At 58.0% G+C, this 12,995-nt stretch carries 17 protein-coding genes; 7 read left to right on the top strand and 10 right to left on the bottom strand.

The window, feature by feature from the left end:
• Nucleotides 1-418, bottom strand: a 418-nt coding sequence (locus BMZ66_RS25910) for a hypothetical protein (RefSeq protein WP_214607071.1), incomplete at its 3' end; no start/stop codon positions are given.
• 122 nt (nt 419-540) lie between these two features.
• Here BMZ66_RS25910 and BMZ66_RS24925 point away from each other — a divergent pair.
• On the top strand, nt 541-804 hold the full coding sequence (locus BMZ66_RS24925) for a hypothetical protein (RefSeq protein WP_092679102.1): 264 nt from the start codon (nt 541-543) through the stop codon (nt 802-804).
• A 15-nt stretch (nt 805-819) separates the two neighbouring features.
• On the opposite strand, the gene BMZ66_RS24920 is transcribed toward BMZ66_RS24925, so the two are convergent.
• The 6 genes from BMZ66_RS24920 to BMZ66_RS24895 all read right to left on the bottom strand — a co-directional run bounded on the left by BMZ66_RS24920 (nt 820) and on the right by BMZ66_RS24895 (nt 5,671).
• The gene (locus BMZ66_RS24920) at nt 820-1,047 is read right to left on the bottom strand and encodes a hypothetical protein (RefSeq protein ID WP_092679101.1); all 228 of its coding nucleotides are present in this window, start codon (nt 1,045-1,047) and stop codon (nt 820-822) included.
• 29 nt (nt 1,048-1,076) lie between these two features.
• Nucleotides 1,077-1,520, bottom strand: a complete 444-nt coding sequence (locus BMZ66_RS24915; RefSeq protein WP_092679100.1) for a hypothetical protein — start codon at nt 1,518-1,520, stop codon at nt 1,077-1,079.
• Entirely contained in the window at nt 1,517-1,705 is a 189-nt protein-coding gene (locus tag BMZ66_RS24910) for a hypothetical protein (protein WP_092679099.1), read from the bottom strand. Before BMZ66_RS24910 ends, BMZ66_RS24915 begins: the two co-directional genes overlap by 4 nt.
• Nucleotides 1,706-1,827: 122 nt before the next feature.
• Nucleotides 1,828-2,769, bottom strand: a complete 942-nt coding sequence (locus tag BMZ66_RS24905; RefSeq protein ID WP_092679098.1) for a DUF5712 family protein — start codon at nt 2,767-2,769, stop codon at nt 1,828-1,830.
• A complete protein-coding gene (locus tag BMZ66_RS24900; RefSeq protein WP_092679097.1) occupies nt 2,769-3,368 on the bottom strand; it encodes a BfmA/BtgA family mobilization protein in 600 nt (199 codons plus the stop codon). Before BMZ66_RS24900 ends, BMZ66_RS24905 begins: the two co-directional genes overlap by 1 nt.
• A gap of 449 nt (nt 3,369-3,817) precedes the next feature.
• Nucleotides 3,818-5,671, bottom strand: coding sequence for a type IV secretory system conjugative DNA transfer family protein (locus BMZ66_RS24895; protein ID WP_092679096.1), 1,854 nt, complete (start codon nt 5,669-5,671; stop codon nt 3,818-3,820).
• Nucleotides 5,672-6,176: 505 nt separating this feature from the next.
• Between BMZ66_RS24895 and BMZ66_RS24890 the strand changes: the two genes are divergently transcribed.
• From BMZ66_RS24890 to BMZ66_RS24870, 6 genes are all read left to right on the top strand, one after another.
• Nucleotides 6,177-7,151, top strand: a complete 975-nt coding sequence (locus BMZ66_RS24890; RefSeq protein WP_092679095.1) for a replication initiation protein — start codon at nt 6,177-6,179, stop codon at nt 7,149-7,151.
• Between the two features lie 63 nt (nt 7,152-7,214).
• Nucleotides 7,215-8,546 carry a transglutaminase family protein gene (locus BMZ66_RS24885; RefSeq protein ID WP_143080464.1) on the top strand — a complete coding sequence of 444 codons (1,332 nt, stop codon included), beginning with the start codon at nt 7,215-7,217 and terminating at the stop codon, nt 8,544-8,546.
• A gap of 9 nt (nt 8,547-8,555) precedes the next feature.
• Nucleotides 8,556-9,728, top strand: a complete 1,173-nt coding sequence (locus BMZ66_RS24880; RefSeq protein ID WP_092679093.1) for a hypothetical protein — start codon at nt 8,556-8,558, stop codon at nt 9,726-9,728.
• A 13-nt stretch (nt 9,729-9,741) separates the two neighbouring features.
• Complete coding sequence (locus tag BMZ66_RS24875) at nt 9,742-10,734, top strand: RHS repeat-associated core domain-containing protein (RefSeq protein ID WP_092679092.1); 993 nt, start codon at nt 9,742-9,744, stop codon at nt 10,732-10,734.
• 11 nt (nt 10,735-10,745) lie between these two features.
• A complete protein-coding gene (locus BMZ66_RS25410) occupies nt 10,746-11,096 on the top strand; it encodes a hypothetical protein (RefSeq protein ID WP_143080463.1) in 351 nt (116 codons plus the stop codon).
• Nucleotides 11,097-11,104: 8 nt separating this feature from the next.
• On the top strand, nt 11,105-11,425 hold the full coding sequence (locus tag BMZ66_RS24870) for a hypothetical protein (RefSeq protein WP_092679091.1): 321 nt from the start codon (nt 11,105-11,107) through the stop codon (nt 11,423-11,425).
• 23 nt (nt 11,426-11,448) lie between these two features.
• Here BMZ66_RS24870 and BMZ66_RS24865 read toward each other — a convergent pair whose 3' ends face one another.
• The 3 genes from BMZ66_RS24865 to BMZ66_RS25765 form a co-directional block, all read right to left on the bottom strand.
• Nucleotides 11,449-11,949 (bottom strand): DNA-binding protein, encoded by a 501-nt coding sequence (locus tag BMZ66_RS24865; protein ID WP_177204923.1) that lies wholly within the window; start codon nt 11,947-11,949, stop codon nt 11,449-11,451.
• 128 nt (nt 11,950-12,077) lie between these two features.
• Nucleotides 12,078-12,419 carry a hypothetical protein gene (locus BMZ66_RS24860; RefSeq protein ID WP_092679090.1) on the bottom strand — a complete coding sequence of 114 codons (342 nt, stop codon included), beginning with the start codon at nt 12,417-12,419 and terminating at the stop codon, nt 12,078-12,080.
• Between the two features lie 188 nt (nt 12,420-12,607).
• Nucleotides 12,608-12,995, bottom strand: a 388-nt coding sequence (locus BMZ66_RS25765; protein ID WP_177204922.1) for a hypothetical protein, incomplete at its 5' end; no start/stop codon positions are given.

The raw sequence follows: 12,995 nt of genomic DNA, 5'->3' as shown, positions 1-12,995 counted from the left end.
CAAAGGCCTCCGACGTGGTGGGCACGGCCCGATGGTTCCGGCAGCAATCCATCTGCTTGACAAACGTGTGGCCGCGGTGCTGCCAATAGAGGTAGGACCGGAGTTCCGTCGTGTTGCAATGGCACGGGGTCGTTCCCTTGTCGTGCAGCACATCACACCCCGAACAGCCACTCCGGTAATAAAGCGTCGTGTCCACCCCCTGCTGCCGCAAGGCCCGCGCCAGGCGGCGAACCAGGGAGTCGCTCCACGTATCCACCGAATCACGCGCATGAACCAGGAACGCCGTGGTCAGCGAGTCCAAGGGCCGCTCGTTCACGGCAGACGCTCGCGCAGTAACCTGGTCCGGCTGATTCTGCTGGCAACCCAATAGCCAGCAACTGAGCAAGAAGTAAACCAGTAGATGCTTTGTCGGGAACATGAGGCTGAAAAAAAATGGCTTTTAAGCCGTCCTTGGAATCCGTATCGGGCTCGTCGTGCTTGGCCTTGCTCGGTAATTATGACGCTTCCCCAAGTTGGCTTCGTCTTTGTGGCTTTCCTGGCATGACTACTTCCCCTCGCCGGCCCCGTCGCCGCCTTCCCGCTTCCCCGGTCGCCTCGTGGACTGACAAGCTCAACGACTACGCCCTTGACCGGGGCGTGGAACACCTCAACACCGTCGTAGCGGGGCAAGTCCATCGCTTGACTGCCGAACAGCAGTTGGTCGGGTCGGTGGCCCTCTACTATTCCGGCGGCCGGCTGCTGGCCGACCTGGTGCAGCTGCTTTCGCCCCGCCCCAAAAAACGCCGCGCTGCTTCCGGCAGGTAGCGGCCCGGCGTGGGCTCAGTCCTGGGGAATGTAATCGCCGCTAGGCTGAAGTATCCATTCCAGCGCGGCGGCTTTTGCCCGCACGGCCAGTAGCTGCCGCTCGGCCAGCTCCCGGCTTTTCTGGTGGCCGGCGTCGGGGTAGAGCTGGTGCAGCTGCTGGTGGCGCACCACCTCGTTTTCTAGCTGCTCGTCTTTGCGGTCCAGCGCCTCGACGTAGGCGTTTATTTCTTCTTCGGTTTTCATAGAATGCGATTTTGCAATTGCAAAAGGGGTTACACGTCGATTTGAATGTACCGCTGGCGGGGCGGCTGGGTGGCCAGGTGCTCGACTATATCTTGCACGAACGCCCGGAGCTGGGCCGCGCACAAGGCGGCGGGCATTTCCGGGCCTGCGGGTGCGTCTTCTTCCTCGGCCGGGTCGTACTCGAAGCCAGGCGGCACTTCCACGGGCCGGGCCGGCTCTACGTCTAGGTTGGGGGTCCAGCGGCCGGCGTAGGGGTCGTTACTGGGGTACTGCGGGTAGAGCTGGCTCATGGCCACGTCGATGTGCTGCATATCAATCTCGCCCAAAATGTAGCGTTCGTAGAGCTGCACGACTTCGGGCGACGGTGCCCCGCCTGCGCTGGCCGATACGCCGAACGCCCACTGCACACTTTCTAGCCGCTGCTCGGGGGTGCGCTCCGTTTCGCAGAATTGGGGTTCGCGGTCCTGGCTCATTGGGCGGTCGGCAGCGTCTTGCGCAGCTCCTTTAGCTCAGCGTATAGGTCTAAGGCGCGCCGCTGCTTGGCCGCTAGGTCGGCCTCGTCCACCGGCAAGCCGTGGTTGCTTTCCAGCGCGTCGATGTCGAATTCCAACACGGCCAGCTCGTCGGTGGCGGCGTTGATTTTAGCTTGCTTTTCCATACTACAAGATACGAGAAAAGGCCCGTATTACCTCAAAAAAGCGGTTTTAAGGCCGCGAGAATCGCGTATTTGCTGCCTGCTCTGGCCTGGCCTCTGAATACGCGACGCTGCCGGCGTTCAGCTCACCTTCTCGGCCCTTTGATGCGCTCCTGCTTGGGTGCTGGGGCCTGCTCAGGAGCGGTGGGCGTGAGCTGCGGGCGCTGCTCTACCGGCACGGCGGGCTGCTGCACCTGCGCGGCGAGTGGCACGGCTTGGCGCTGCTTGGGCACGGACTGCTGCACGGCCGCTTGCTGCACCGCCTGGCGCTGCTGCGCGGCCTGCTGCTCCTGGATGGCCTGCACCCGGAGCGCCGCGCACTGCTCCGGGGTGCCGTGCTGCATCGTATGGGCGTAACGGAAAGTTTCGGTCAGGGGCCGCTCGTAGCCAAACGCTTTATCAAACGCCTGCTCGGCCCGCTCCGAATACTGCTTGCGTTCAAACCCGCCTTTTACTACCCCGCGCTGCGTGTCCTTGTGGTTGGTCAGCGGGCTTAGGTGGTACGGGTTTTTGCGGTCCAGCTCCCCCGACTTCTTGCGCTCGGTGTAGCGGGCCATGTTCTCCGTCCGGCTGACGATAACGTGAATGTGGGTCTGCGGCCCCTCCTTAGCCTGGCCCTTCTCCACGTCGCCCAACTGCACCGCCCGGTCGGCCGGGCCGGTCGTGCGCTCGTGCTCCACCTTGGCGAAGTACACCAGGTCTTTGCCCTCGATGCCTTTCCCAAAGTTGGCTGCGTACTGCTCCATCGCGGCCCGCGTGAACTCGCGCAGCTTCTCCGGGTCGCTGCCAATGTGGCGCAGTTCGGCTTGGCTGGGGGCAAGCACCACCTGGTAATACTTATCGTCGGTGCGGCCGAGGTTGCGCTTGTTTTTGTCGAGCGTCTGCGTGACTTCGGCGGCGGGCACGTCCTCGCGGTCGAGGCTAAACCACTGCCCTTGCACCTCCTTTTCCAAGTAGTCCACCAGGCCCCCGCTGCTGCCGGTGCGCTGCGCCAGGCCCTTGCCGGCGCTGGGAATTTTGGCAACCATTAGGCGGGCTGGGCGGGGGGTGAAACGGGCGCAACGGCTGGGGCTGCCAGCGTCGGGTTGAGAGCGGCCGTCATCAGCTCCGGCTGAAACGCCCCCCGAATCACGGCCGCAAGGGCACGTTGAAGGGGCACCAATTGGGGGTCCGGCGTCGGCGGGACAACGTTTGTTTTTTGCACCCGCTCAAGGAACGAAGGGGCTAATACGCCCTGGTGCATCCCTTTAAAAAACACCCGCTCCAACCACCCGCTCAGCTCCTGCACCTGGCCCGCGCTCGGGCCGGCCGGGGCACTTGGGGCGGGGCCGCTCAGCACCTGGAGCGCATCGACTTGGGCCAGAATCGGCTTTAGGTACGTCTTCTCCTGCTCCCGGATAAATCCAATGGTGCGCTTGTCCAGCTCGGCCAGCTTGGTCGTGAGTTTGGCTAGGCTCGTGGTCAGGTCCGGGCCGGTGGGTTCGCGGGGGTCGGCCTTGGTCACCCGGAAGTACTGCACCATCGCGGCCAGCAGCTCGGGGTTACTCAGGTGGTACTCTTTAGCCAGTTGCCGGAACGCATCATACGTGGGCTCATCGGTAGCTACGGTTTTAACCTTCAACGTCATAAAAAACTTTGAATTAGCATTGATAGTCAATGTGTTAAATACGTAAAAAGTCTATCTGACGTTGTTTTTAACGGCGCTTTATATTGCAAGTTATTGGCTAACAACTCGTTGTTAGCGAGCGGAACGGTATGGAGGGAGGCGCAGCCGACCGGAATAGCGTTCCTGCTCGCTACCTTTCGGTACTGGGGCCGTTAGGGTACGCTCGCGCCCGTTGGTGGTCCCGTTCGCATTGGCTGGTCAGTCCTGGCTACTAGAACAAGAGGGAAGAAAGGACCGGCTACCGTGTAACAAAGTAACAAGGTAACACGGCCTCCCCTCCCTCCTGTGAGCTGATAAACCGGCTTCTTTCAAGTTGGCTGGTCGGCTTATAATTGCTTCCCTTTCCGGCTAACTACTACCTTTTGTCAGTCTAAGTACGAGGTTTTATAAGTCTCCATCAGACCGGCTTTTTACCATTTACTCGGGTCGGCTTCTTCCTCCGTAGTGGTGGTGGGTGGTGTTGTTTCGGCACTGCTTGGTTTTGCAATTGCAAAATCTTCGGGCTGTTCTGGGGGCGTATCAGTTTTTGCAATTGCAAAATCTTCGGCCGACTGCGCGGTGTGTTCCCCGCCCACGATGGCCCGTACCTGCGCCTTGATGGCCCCGAAATTCTGGGCAACCTCGGCCGGGCTGGCTTCCTGGAACGGGGCAATTTTTACGGCCTTGCTGGGCTCCGCTCGGAAGGTGGCGCGGAACTCCGGGCGGCTGCTCTCCACGACCAGGCCCGCGAACTCGCCCACGTCGAAGCGCATCACCTGCTGGGCCTCCAACTTGTCGCGCTGCTGGATGCTCACCGACTCGCTGGTGTTGCTCGTGCGCGTCGTCGGCTTCAGCAAATTCCACTCGTTGGTCGCGCTGCTGCCCTCCGTTTTGGAGCGGTACTGCTTGTCGATTTTGCCGAACATTTTGCTCACCCGCTCGGCCGTGGCCGTGTTCGTCGTGCGGCCCCAAAACTGGTTTCCTAGGTTCGCTAGAATCATCTCGGATTCCTGCCGACTTGTCAGGGCCTCCATCTGGGCCACGTCCTGCACGGCGTACACCGTGGCGACTTTGTTGCTGCGGGCCGTGGCCGGAATCTGGGCGAAGTTGGGAATAAAAAGGGTCGGCGCTTCGTCGAGCAGCACCAGGCTCGGCAAGCGGCCCTGCTGGTTGAGCCGCTTGATGGCCGTGGCCACGATGAGGGAAATGAGCGGGGAGAAGGTTGTGCTCAGGGCCGGGTCGTTGCCCACCACCAGGACGCCCGGCGTCTCGGCCCGGTTCAGGTCAAGCGGCACCTGGTCGCCGCTCATCACCCAAAAAATCTCGGGCGTGTTGAGCACGGCGAGGTAATTCTGAATGGTCGAGAAAACGCCCGCTATCGTGTTTTCCGATTTGCTGGCGCTGGCAATCGAGGCAATCAGGCCGCGCACTTCCTCGTCCTGCTGCAAGGTGGCCAGCAGCTGCTCGGCGTCGCTCTCCAGTATCATGCTCACGGCGGCCGGCAAGCTGCACTGCTCGGGGTGGTTGCGGCGCAAGTACCAGATGCAGCCGGCCAGCAGCACCTCGCCCGATTGAATCCAAAAATTGCGCTGCTGCGCGGCTTTGGCGTCCAGGTTGGTGATGATGGTGGCAGCGGCCTCGCGGGCAAAGCTGGCGGTGGCCAGCAGCTCAGGGGCCAGTGGGTTTACCCGGTGGCTGCGGCTCAGGTCGGTGAAGTTGACGAAATAGGGCGTTACGGCCGTGCCGGCGTAGCTACCGGCGACTTCCTCGGCCAGCGTGGGGAACTTGAAGTCATAGACCACGCCCGTCAGGCCCAACGCGCCGGCCTGCTGCAAAATGGGCTCAATAATCGACTTGCTCTTGCCGCTGCCCGCGCCGCCGGCAATGAAGGTGCCCCGGAACGGGTTGCCTAGCCGCACGTCGGGGCCGCTGGTGGTGCGCAGGGTGAAGCGCAGCGGTTGGTCCCCGCCTGCGGGCTGCGCGGTGCCCTGGGGGCCGGAAACGGCGCGGTACACCTGGTAGCCCAACCAGGCCAATACAAGCCAGGTGGCCAGCCCGCCCAAGCCCAACACCCCGCCCGCGACGGTGGCCAGCAGAAACAGGCCCGCGAAACGCACAAAGGACACTAGCCAGTCGTCCGGGGCCTCGCGCAAGCCGACGGCTTGGTACAAGCCCCGCGACACCTGGGGCAGCGTCCGGTGCAGCAGCCGGGCCGCGAGCTGGGCCACGGCCGCGTAAATCAAGGCCCCGATGAGCTGGCCCAACCAGTAAAAAAGTGTCGTCATGCCGGCAAAGTAAACGCTCCGGCGCTAGGGTACGGCAGAGCCAAAAAGCAGGCAGTAAACCAGGGTACATGGCCGTACAAATAAGCCCAACAAGGGGGATTTATACCATTGATTACCAATTATATATAGTTTATAAAATGCGCGCAAATTACTGGCTTCTAGGACTTTGTTGCTTTTGTTTGGGCTGCGCCCCTCGCCCATCAGAACCAGCCCTAAATGCCTTTTTTCTTCGCGCGAAACACAAGTTGTGATTATTTGAGCTATTTGTTCTATTTGTAGGGCTCATAAATGATTGATTTCCAAAATCTTATAAGCACTAAAGGAAACTTTTGATTCGCTAAAGGAAACCTTTGATTCGCGAAGGTGAACCTTTGATTCGTCAAAAGGAAACCTTTGATTCGTCTGAAGGAAACTTTTGATTCGTTAATTACCATCTTAAAAGGAAACTGTTACTTATGGTAGTTACCTTTGGCCCATACCAAAGCAGCTAGGAGCTTTTGACACTATGAAACAAGCCCTAGAAGTACGTCATCATAACGCCATTACGACCGCCCGCTATGAGTATAGTGAGCTGCAAATGGACCTGTTTTTTTACCTTCTATCGCAGTTGCGCAAAGACGATACAACCGGATTATATGAGATTGTAGTAAAGGACCTTAGCGAAATTACTGGCAAGAAATACGCTTACAACTACCTCCGCAAAGCCACGGAAGCAATGGGTTCCCGAATGTTTGAAGTGCTGACTGAAAAGAGCTACAAGCAGCTTTGGATGTTCCAGCACATTGAATATATGACCGGAGAAGGTCGTATTGAGGTTAAGCTGTCCGAATCCATCCGGCCCTACCTATTCGACCTCAAAAACAACTTTACCAGCTTCGAGCTGCTGTCGGCGCTTCGTCTCACCAGCAAGCACGCCAAACGCATCTACACCCTTTGCAGTCAGTGGAAAGACGTTGGCGAAACCAAAAAATTCGACCTGCTGGAATTCAAAAAAATGCTTGGCTTAGTGGATGCAAAGGGAAATGAGGAATACACTAAGGTTACTATGTTTAAAGCCAAGGTGCTGGATATTGCAGTTAAGCAAATCAACGAGCACACCGATTTGAGTATCAGCTACACGCTGGAAAAGAAGGGTCGCGCCTTCAAAAACGTGGTTTTCACGGTCAAGCCGCAAGCCGTGGACGTGGTGGCTACGCTGCCCGACCTGGGGGCCACGGCCCAACCGCTGCCGGGGGTGGCCGCGCACCAGGTCGAGAACGCCGGCCGGCTGCTCGCGCAGCTGAGCATCACCACACCCGACCTAGTAGCGCAAATCCTGGGCAGTCCCGCGCACGTCGCCGCCTGCAATAAGTTCGCCCACGACATGAAAACGGGCAAACACGCTAAATCACACTCGCTTTCGGGCCTGCTGCTTACCATCCTGGGCATCAAAAAAGCTAGTAATGGGCCGCTGTTCGACAAGCCAGCCAAAGCGCGCTAATTGCTTCTCTCGCTAGGAATTACAGCCGGGACCAGTATTTTTGAGGGGCCTAGCTTCTCCTGAATGCGCTACCCTCTACCTTCCTTCGTCTGCCTATTGCTCCTGCTGGGCCTGGCTACTGCCACGCCTGCGCAGACGTGGCAAATGCCTAATACCGACCTGGGAGTGCCCAAGCCGCAAGGGCCGCGTATTCCCACGCCGGGCAACTTGATGGAAGACCAGCAGGCCCGCACCCGTGCGCAGAATCAGGCGAACATGGACGAGGTAGAACGCTACAATACGCGGCAAGCGGCTGGGGGCGGCGACCGTCGCCTGTCCGGGGTGCAAGCTGACATTGACCAATTCGAGCGCCAACGCCGCGAACAAGCCGAATTTAACACCCAATTCGAGGCCCGCAATAAGCCCCAATACGAGGCCGGCTACCAGGTGCTGGCCGACATGCTGGCCGGGCGACGCCCGGCCAGCCTGCCGCTAGCCGTGTTCGTGGTTGAGAACAGCTACGCGGCCGGCGAGCTGAGCTACGCCACCTTCAAAGCCGAGCTGGACGAGCTGGCCACCATCTGCCGGGGCCTGACCGGCACCGATACCAGCTCGACCGCCCGCTTTATGGCCCTGCACCGCTTGATGACCGACACCGTGCAAGTGAGCTACGCCGGCAAGGTGGTATCGAAGCACCTGCCCTACCGCTACGATTTCGAGGACTTCCGGGGCGAACAGGACTATCGCAAAATGTTTGTTACCAAGCTACTGCGCACCAATACCGGGCAGTGCCACTCCATGCCCTTGCTCTACAAGATGCTGGCCGACCGGCTGGGGGTCAAAACCTACATCAGCATGGCCCCCAACCACACGTTTATCTCGGTCAAGGATGCGCGGGGGGCACTTTACCGCTACGAAACCACCAACGGGCACTTCACCACCGATGCCTTTTACATGAGTTCGGGCTACATCAAGGCCGGGGCCCTGAAGCAGCGCACCTACCTGGACACGCTCACCCTGCGCGAGAACCTGGCCTGTCAGCTCGTGGACCTGGCCAGCGGCTACGAGCACTACTACGGCTACGACGAGTTTGTGAAGAAATGCGCCGACCTGGCCCTGAAATACTACCCGCAAGGGATTCAGGCGCGCATTCTGGCCCATAACGTGGCCCTGGCCCGCTTCGTCAAGCCCTGGAAAGCAGCCGGCCAGCCTTCGCCAGAGGTGGCCCGCACCCTGCCCCAATTAAAGCCCTACATGGCCGAGGTGGAACGCTGGAACCGCGCCCTGGCCGAAGTAGGGTTTGAGGAAATGCCCAAAGAGCAGTACGACCGCTGGCTTAACGCCCTGGAACAAGAAAAGGCGCGCCTGGCCAGCCAGCAGGCCGCGGCCCGCTTCGCCCCCACCGCCGCCAAATAACCCGCTCTGATGAAACACCCTTACCTGCTGCTCTGGTGCCTGGCCCTGCTCATGCTCGGCGTGGGCTGTTCGCGGCGGGTGCTGGTGCCCATTGAGCCGCTGGCCCTGCGCGTCCCGGCTTATCACCCTAGCCCGGTAACGAGCCGGCCTGCTGTATCACTGCCGGGGCAGCTCGCGGGAGTGCCCATCCGGCCGGCCGCTCCGGCCGTGCCGGTGGCCCCAACGGCGGCCGACTTCTACGAGCCGGCCTACCAGGAGCTAGCCAAGATGCTTGATGACCGTTACCCGCTCAGTTTTAAGCGAGCCGTATTCATCACTGAGAACGCTTATTTTGATAACAAGCTGAGCTATGCAGCATTCAATGAGCGAATTGCTGGGTTTGCGAAAATGTGCCGAATTATCAAGGCTACGAACGACCAATACCTAATTTACGACCGTGACGACAAGGAGAACGTGTCACGCAATGCGGCCATTTTCAAGTTCATGAAGGACAGTACCCGCTTAATCAGCGGGCGCACCCTAACCCCATTTCGTTACGATTTTGAGGACTTCGACGGAGATACCGACTGGTCGAAGATGTTTGTGAGCAAGTTGATGGCTACCCATAAGGGCAACTGTCATTCGCTGCCCTTCCTGTATAAAATACTGGCAGATGAAATGGGCGCGCAAACCTGGATTTCATTGGCACCCAATCACATTTACCTGAAGCAGCAAAACCGTAAGAACGGCTGGTATAATACGGAGCTAACCAGCTACACCTTCCCTATAGATGCCTGGCTGACCGCTTCGGGCTACATCAGCCGGGAAACCATCATCAGTGGCATTTATATGGACACGCTTACGGCCAAGCAAAATGTCGTGCTCTGCCTCGTAGACCTGGCCAAAGGCTACGAGCGCAAGGTGGGGCCAGTAGCCGCGGAGCCGTTCGTGAGCAAATGCACCGACCTGGCCTTGCAGTACTTCCCCCACTACATCAATGCGCAGTTGCTCCAGGCCGAAACTCTGCGGCGGAAATTTGAACGGCAAACTTCCAAACCAGAAGCCCAACAGGTGTATGCCGCAATGGAGGCCGCTTATACGCGCATCTTTGAAACCGGCTACCGCGAGATGCCCCCGCAAATGTACGCTGACTGGCTCCAATCAGTGAAAACCGAAAAACAGAAGTACCAGAAGAAACCCTAAACCCTGCCTGCTCATGCGCTACCTCTACGCTTTTTTGCTGCTGGCTCTGGGCCTCGGCCGCACCGTTCACGCTCAACAGCCCTTTCTCAAGTATGGGGTTACGGTCAAGGTCGCTACGCTGAGCAACGGCCGGTACCAAGAGTTTTTCACGAATGACAGCCTGCGCCGCATCGGCTCAGTGGTGTACGATACCCGCCTGCGGCGCGTGGCCTATCTGCTGCCTCCTGATTCACTCGTGGGCCACGCTAGGGCCGAAATCACCAGCCGTTGGATGAGCCCGGACCCCTTAGCTCACCAGTTCATGTACGAATCCCCTTACTGTTATGTCAGTAATAACCCGGTCAATAAATTCGACCCCGACGGACGCTCTGGTATCGCAGCTATTGACAAGAAAAACCACACTGTTACCGTGTCTTCTAGGATGGTATTCTACGGCGGGGCAGCTAATGCACAAGTAGCCAGAAGCACCGCTGCTGACGTTCAAAATGCATGGAATGCTGCCGGTGGCACGGTGAAAATTGGCGGAGAAACCTACAAAGTAAAGTTCGCAGTGACAGGGGTTTACAAAGCAGACTTAACAAAGAAGGAAGTTGAAGGAAATAAGGATATTAAGAATAATTACATAAAGGTTTCTGACAAAGTGGCCGGGGGAGTATCTTATATGGATGGAGCCGGTTCCAATACAGGGGAATACTTAACCAAGAATATAAAAGCCGATGGTTCAACAACTGAGGCTCACGAGATGGGCCACGGATATGGAGAGGAACATTCAGCAGGAGATATGCGGGGCCAAGGTGTGCCAGGCATAATGTCTCCAAGGGGCACGCTAGTTGATGCAGAGTACCAATATGACCCTAATGCACCGGCTGGGGGCCCTGGTGGCACGATGAATCCTGAAAGCAGAAAGGTTAATCAAGCCGACGTTAAGAACCTTGGCCTAGACAAGCTCAACTACGGCAAAGATGGAAAAGCTAATGTTGGGGCTATGACCAATGTTTACCACTAGCGGCCCGCTATATGAAAGTCAACACGCTTCCCCTGTTGGTCCTATTTCTATCAAACTGTTCATCCAATGCGGTTGATACAGTTGAAAGCATCTCCATTAAAGGCACTTGGGAAAACACCAACAAAACAGCTGTTTTTTACCGCACTTTGACATTTGCCGATTCTTCTGCAACTTTCACCAGCAGGGGCGATACAATATACAGATTTAATTATTTCATAGACCAACCCTCGCGCACACTGTGGCTGACTGACATTTTTAATAAAAAGCTTTCAGCCAAGATACTAAAGTCAAACAGGGACAGCTTGGTACTAAGCAATCTTTGGGAACTAGATAGTAAACAACGGTTTAGCAAGAGAAAATAGCATACTCTATGAACGAGCACATTGCCAAAACCCAACGGGCGTACCTCGACCTGGTAGAGCACCTGGTGCCCACGTCGGACGAGCTGAACGACTGGCTGCCCACCCTGCGCGACGTGGCCCCGGCCCACCTCGAGGAACTGCGGGCGCTGGGGCCTCGGGCCAACTGGTCGGCCGAACCCTATGCCCTGGTTTTTCGGCACTACGTTACCGAGCGCCGCCGTGTGCTCCTTGAGGACTACATGGCCGAACACCTTTCCGCCGCCGACTTCGCCGAATGGGTAGATTTCTTCAGTGGGGACATGCTGGATGGCATGACCAGAAAAACCTAGCATCCTCCCCTATCGGCGCGGGGCTACTGGCCGAACACCCGTTGCCAAAAGCCCTTTTTAGCGGGCTCCGGTGCGGGCAACAATAGCGGGGCCTCGCCCGGCTCAGGCAGCCGCTTTTGCAGCTCCCCCAACTGCTCGTTCTGGCTCAACAGCAGTTCCTCAATGCGGCCGATGCGTTGACTATTCACCTGACTAGTCAAGGCGTTCAGCACGTCGTTCTGCTCTAGTAAACGGTGTTGCAGCTGCTGGATGGTCTGGTCGCGCTCTGCGAGTTGCCGTTGCAGTTGGGCCACCTCCGGCCCCTGGGCCGGCTCGATGAGCGCCGGCAACGTCTCGGCCGGGCTGGGGTATTGCTGCGCGAGAAACGCCTGACTAATCAGATACGTGTTGCCTTTAGGGGTCTGCTCGACCTGGATATGACTAGTCTTAGCGTGTTGTTTGACTAGTCGCCGGATAGTCTGCTCAGATTTGTTAACCTGCTGAGCTGCTTGCTTTATGGTTAAAAAAGTAGCGGTGTTATCCATATGACCGGTGATTAATCAGAAGCCACAAAGTAAACACTCTGCAACTTCTGATTAGTCATGCTTAATTCTTACTTGACTAGTCAGATACTAATCACTGATTAATCAAGCTTTTATCATTCAAGAAGCCTTCAAGAATCAGTTTGTGGCCCCTCAAATGAAAAGGGCTTGGCGGGCCGGTCGTAGTAAATATCAAAGTGGTTCGGCCCGTCCTTTATCACCCCGTCGTCGGAAAGGCGTATCGAGGGCGGAAAGTCGAAGTGCTCGCGCAGCTCGGCCGCGTCGATGGGGTCCGTAAAGGTGAAATGCAGCTCGCCCCCCTGGTCGAACCAAAACCCGCTCTCGTGCCACCAGTGCGACGGGCGGTTGCCCTGGGCCAGCAGAAAATCAATGACCGGGCGCAGGTGGTCGGTGCGCGGGTCGTGGCCGGGGCCGTGCGCGGCTCCCTGGGCGGCTAGCTGTATTTTGGGCATGGTCGGTAAATAGGATTTTGGGCAAGGTCGCGGGCGGGTGTTTTTCCCTCTTGTTCCTTGGAAAAGGCACTTAACATAACATTCATTGTCGGACAACTCTTGGAATCCGTGCGGGTTTTCGCCGCTCTCCGGGGCGCGGCCGGCGTGGTACTTTTCCGGGGGAGAGGGCTTTAGATACGCACTTGTTGCTAATGGCCAAAGACGACGGGCAGCTGCTCCAAGCGGTTGGTCCACTCCCATTGCTTGCGCCGCCACGGATAATCCAGAAACAGCGGCTTGCCTTGTGGGTCGTATTCACCCGCCCATACCCTGGCTTCTAGCTCGTGCGCGCCGGTGGCCAGCCGGACGTAGCGAACATCGTCGTGAATGGGGCCGCTCGGCAGAAAACGCGGCTTATCCGGGTGCTCCCGGTTGTAGCGTTGCAAATCGCGGTAGAATTGCGGGCCTTGCTCCAACACCTGGCGGTGCTGGAAGTAAAAATCAAAGGCCTCCGACGTGGTGGGCACGGCCCGATGGTTCCGGCAGCAATCCATCTGCTTGACAAACGTGTGGCCGCGGTGCTGCCAATAGAGGTAG

Origin of the sequence: Hymenobacter arizonensis, assembly GCF_900115775.1 — a bacterium.
GTDB classification, from domain to species: domain Bacteria; phylum Bacteroidota; class Bacteroidia; order Cytophagales; family Hymenobacteraceae; genus Hymenobacter; species Hymenobacter arizonensis.
The sequence above is the reverse complement of the archived record's forward strand: the minus strand, read 5'-3'. Positions and strand labels throughout refer to the sequence as shown.

Bases quoted from the DNA above. Each gene is read 5' to 3' on its own strand.
- BMZ66_RS24925 (WP_092679102.1), top strand. From the start codon at position 541: ATGACTACTTCCCCTCGCCGGCCCCGTCGCCGCCTTCCCGCTTCCCCG.
- BMZ66_RS24920 (WP_092679101.1), bottom strand. From the start codon at position 1,047: ATGAAAACCGAAGAAGAAATAAACGCCTACGTCGAGGCGCTGGACCGC.
- BMZ66_RS24915 (WP_092679100.1), bottom strand. From the start codon at position 1,520: ATGAGCCAGGACCGCGAACCCCAATTCTGCGAAACGGAGCGCACCCCC.
- BMZ66_RS24910 (WP_092679099.1), bottom strand. From the start codon at position 1,705: ATGGAAAAGCAAGCTAAAATCAACGCCGCCACCGACGAGCTGGCCGTG.
- BMZ66_RS24905 (WP_092679098.1), bottom strand. From the start codon at position 2,769: ATGGTTGCCAAAATTCCCAGCGCCGGCAAGGGCCTGGCGCAGCGCACC.
- BMZ66_RS24900 (WP_092679097.1), bottom strand. From the start codon at position 3,368: ATGACGTTGAAGGTTAAAACCGTAGCTACCGATGAGCCCACGTATGAT.
- BMZ66_RS24895 (WP_092679096.1), bottom strand. From the start codon at position 5,671: ATGACGACACTTTTTTACTGGTTGGGCCAGCTCATCGGGGCCTTGATT.
- BMZ66_RS24890 (WP_092679095.1), top strand. From the start codon at position 6,177: ATGAAACAAGCCCTAGAAGTACGTCATCATAACGCCATTACGACCGCC.
- BMZ66_RS24885 (WP_143080464.1), top strand. From the start codon at position 7,215: ATGCGCTACCCTCTACCTTCCTTCGTCTGCCTATTGCTCCTGCTGGGC.
- BMZ66_RS24880 (WP_092679093.1), top strand. From the start codon at position 8,556: ATGAAACACCCTTACCTGCTGCTCTGGTGCCTGGCCCTGCTCATGCTC.
- BMZ66_RS24875 (WP_092679092.1), top strand. From the start codon at position 9,742: ATGCGCTACCTCTACGCTTTTTTGCTGCTGGCTCTGGGCCTCGGCCGC.
- BMZ66_RS25410 (WP_143080463.1), top strand. From the start codon at position 10,746: ATGAAAGTCAACACGCTTCCCCTGTTGGTCCTATTTCTATCAAACTGT.
- BMZ66_RS24870 (WP_092679091.1), top strand. From the start codon at position 11,105: ATGAACGAGCACATTGCCAAAACCCAACGGGCGTACCTCGACCTGGTA.
- BMZ66_RS24865 (WP_177204923.1), bottom strand. From the start codon at position 11,949: ATGGATAACACCGCTACTTTTTTAACCATAAAGCAAGCAGCTCAGCAG.
- BMZ66_RS24860 (WP_092679090.1), bottom strand. From the start codon at position 12,419: ATGCCCAAAATACAGCTAGCCGCCCAGGGAGCCGCGCACGGCCCCGGC.